Source organism: Nonomuraea guangzhouensis, assembly GCF_019396345.1.
Lineage (GTDB): Bacteria > Actinomycetota > Actinomycetes > Streptosporangiales > Streptosporangiaceae > Nonomuraea > Nonomuraea guangzhouensis.
In genome coordinates this window covers 1-3,999 of sequence record NZ_JAHKRM010000097.1, presented here as the reverse complement: position 1 = coordinate 3,999, position 3,999 = coordinate 1, and the positions used below count along the sequence as shown (strand labels likewise).

1 protein-coding gene is annotated in these 3,999 nt (G+C 66.8%); it reads left to right on the top strand.

The genetic code is table 11. The features are described from left to right. Positions 1–3,999, top strand: a 3,999-nt coding sequence (locus KME78_RS63505; protein WP_219539930.1) for a non-ribosomal peptide synthetase, incomplete at both ends; no start/stop codon positions are given.

Below are 3,999 nucleotides of genomic sequence, written 5' to 3'. Positions count from 1 at the left end.
ACCTCCACAACCTCCTCACCCACACCACCACCCAAACCATCCACAACCACTACGGACCCACCGAAACCACCATCGGCACCATCACCACCCCCCTCACCACCACACCCCCAACCCCCGACACACCCCCAACCTCCGACACCACTCCACTCACCCTCACAACCCCACCCCTCGGCACACCCCTCCCCAACACCACCGCCCACATCCTCGACCCCCACCTCAACCCCCTACCAGTCGGCATCCCCGGCGAACTCCACATCGGCGGCACAGGACTCGCCCGCGGCTACCACAACCAACCCGCCCTCACCGCCCAACGCTTCATCGCCGCCCCAAACGGCCAACGCCTCTACCGCACCGGCGACCAAGCCCGCCGACACGCAAACGGCCACATCCACTTCCTCGGCCGAACCGACCACCAAATCAAACTCCGCGGCCACCGCATCGAACCCGCCGAAATCGAACACACCCTCACGACCCACCCCACCATCACCAACGCCCTCATCACCCTCAACGGCGAACGCCTGATCGCCTACCTCATCCCCAGCGACCCAACCGACGGCATACCGCCCATCGGGGAACTACGCCAGTTCCTCCACCAAACCCTCCCCGACCACATGGTTCCAGCGGCGTTCATCGAGCTGGCGGCCTTCCCCCGCACCCCCAACGGCAAAATCGACCGCCACGCCCTACCCACACCCGACACCACCCGCCCCGACCTCACCGACACCTACCAGGCACCCACCACCCCCACCCAGCAACTCCTCGCCACCATCTGGACCGACCTCCTCAACCTCGACCAGGTCGGCACCACCGACAACTTCTTCGACCTCGGCGGACACTCACTCCTCGCCACCCAAGCCATCACCCGCATCCGCACCACGTTCGGCATCGACGTCAGCCTCGCCGTACTGTTCGACCAGCCCACCATCGCCGAGCTCGCCACGATCATCGATGCCAGCAGCGCCGGGGAGCAGGTCGTACCGCCCATCGCGACCGTCTCACGAGAGCAGAGGCTGCCGCTCTCCTTCGCCCAGCAGCGACTCTGGTTCCTGGACCAGCTCAACCCCGGCTCGGTCGAATACAACATCGCCACCCCGATTGAGCTCCCGGAGCGGCTGCACATCCCCGCTCTCCAGGCCGCGCTGGACGCGCTCACCGAACGTCACGAGGTGCTGCGCACGCGACTGGTCGCCGATGCCGTCGGTGTGCCGTGGCAGGTCATCGACCCGCTGTCAGGATTCGACCTGCCCTTGGTGGATCTGTCTGATCAGGCCGAACCAGGGCAAGCGGCTCGCGCGTGGGTCGCCGCCGATGCGGCTACTCCGTTCGACCTGGCCAATGACTCGTTAATCCGTGGCAGCCTGCTGCGGCTGGGCGACGACGAGCACGTGCTCGCCCTGTGCATGCACCACATCGTCTCCGACGAGTGGTCGGCCGACATCCTCGGCCGCGAGCTGGCAACGCTCTATGAGGCGTTCCGGGCTGGGCAGTCGAACCCGCTGCCGCCGTTGACCATTCAGTACGCCGATTTCGCCGCGTGGCAGCGCGACTGGCTCACCGGGTCGGTGCTGGAAGGGCAGCTCGGCTACTGGCGTACCCAACTCGCCAACGCACCCGTCCTGGACCTGCCGACCGATCGTCCGCGTCCGGCCGTGCGATCAACCGCCGGCGCGGCCGTCCGGTTCGCGTTGGAGGCGCAAACGGCCGAGCGGCTGCAGGAGATCTCTCGTCGGAACGCGACCACGATGTTCATGACGCTGCTGAGCGCCTACGCGGTTCTGCTGAGCAAGTACACCGGGCAGGACGACCTGATCGTCGGCACACCCGTCGCCAACCGCAATCACGGCGAGACCGAACAGCTCATCGGCTTCTTCGTCAACACGTTGGCCCTGCGCGCCGACCTTGAGGGCGACCCATCGTTCACGGATGTGCTGGGGCGAATCCGCACCACTGCGCTGGCGGCCTACACGCATCAGGACGTGCCCTTCGAGCAGCTGATCGACGAGCTGGCGGCCACCCGTGACAGGTCGCGGACTCCCTTGGTCCAGACCCTGTTCAACTACACCACCGCAGCCAGCGATATCTCACCCACGTCGTCGGTGGACTCGTTGCCTGCGAAGTTCGATCTGAGTCTCACCATGGGATCCACGATCGACGGTGATCTCGTCGGGTCGATCCAGTACAGCACCGCCCTGTTCGACGAGGACACCATCCGCCGCATGATCGGCCACCTCACCGAACTCCTCACCGCGATCACCGCCGACCCCGATCAGCATCTGTCGGCCCTGCCCATCCTCACCCCGGACGAGCACCAGCAGCTGACCGTCGAGTGGAACGCCTCCACCGCCGAACTCCCCCAGGCCAACGGCATCCACGAACTCATCTTCGACTGTGCCCTGGCCCGGCCACACACACCGGCAGTTGTCTACGACGACATCGCCCTCACCTACGGCCAGTTGGAGACCCGGGCCAACCAACTCGCCCACCACCTCCTCACCCTGGGCTTAGAGCGCGAAGGCGTGGTCGGCCTCTGCCTGCCCCGCAGCACCGACATGATCGTCGCCATCCTCGCCATCTGGAAAGCCGGCGGCACCTACCTCCCCCTCGACCCCGACTACCCCACCGACCGACTCACCTACATGCTCACCGACAGCGGAGCCGACCTCCTCATCACCACCGAGCACACCGCTGAGCACACCGCCGAGCACACCGCTGAGCTGCCCTCCCGCATCCCCGCCACCAACGCCGCCCTGGACGCCCAGCCCACCACACCGCCAGACGTCACAGGCCTCTCCCACATCCTGGCCCTGGACGATCCCGCCACCCAAGCCGCCCTGGACGCCCAGCCCACCACACCACCGAACGTGACGGTCCATCCGGACCAGGCCGCCTACCTCATCTACACCAGCGGGTCCACCGGTCGTCCCAAAGCCGTCCAAGCCACCCACCGCTCCGCGATCAACCTCGCCACCACCATGCGACCCCTCTTCGCCATCGACCACACCAGCAACATCCTCCAATTCGCCTCCTTCAGCTTCGACGCCGCCATCCTCGACATCACCGTCACCCTCACCACCGGCGCCACCCTGGTCCTAGCCACCCCCGAACAACGAACCCACCCCGACCACCTCACCCAACTGATCGACCGCCACCACATCACCACAGCCAGCATCGTCCCCTCCCTGCTGGCCACCCTCACCCCCGACACCACCACCACGCTCAACACCCTGATCCTCGGTGCCGAACGCCTTACCGCCCACCTCGCCGACGCCTGGGCACCACACCTCACCCTGCACAACACCTACGGACCCACCGAAACCACCGTCATCACCACCACCACACCACCTCTCGCTCCCTCCGGCAGCATGCCGGCCATCGGCAGCCCCCTCCCCAACACCCACACCCACGTGCTCGACCCCCACCTCAACCCAGTACCGATCGGCGTGGCAGGCGAACTCCACATCGGCGGCACCGGACTCGCCCGCGGCTACCACCACCGACCCGCCCTCACCGCCCAACACTTCATCGCCGCCCCAGAAGGCCAACGCCTCTACCGCACCGGCGACCAAGCACGCTGGCGCGCCGACGGCCAACTCCACTTCCTCACCCGCACCGACCACCAAATCAAACTCCGCGGCTACCGCATCGAACCCGCCGAAATCGAACACACCCTCACCACCCACCCCGCCATCACCGCCGCCCTGGTCACCCTCCACGAACAGCGCCTCATCGCCTACCTCGTGCCCGCAGACTCCACAACCGGGATCCCGGCCACAGGGGAGTTGCGGCAATACCTGCTCCAGACCCTGCCGGACCACATGGTCCCGGCGGCTTTCATCGAACTCGCCGCCTTCCCCCTCACCCCCAACGGCAAAATCGACCGCACCGCGCTACCTACGCCGGACGCCTCCCGACCCGAGCTGGCCAGCGCCTACCAGCCACCCGCCACCCCCACCGAAGAACTCCTCACCGCCATCTGGACCGACCTCCTCCACCTCGACC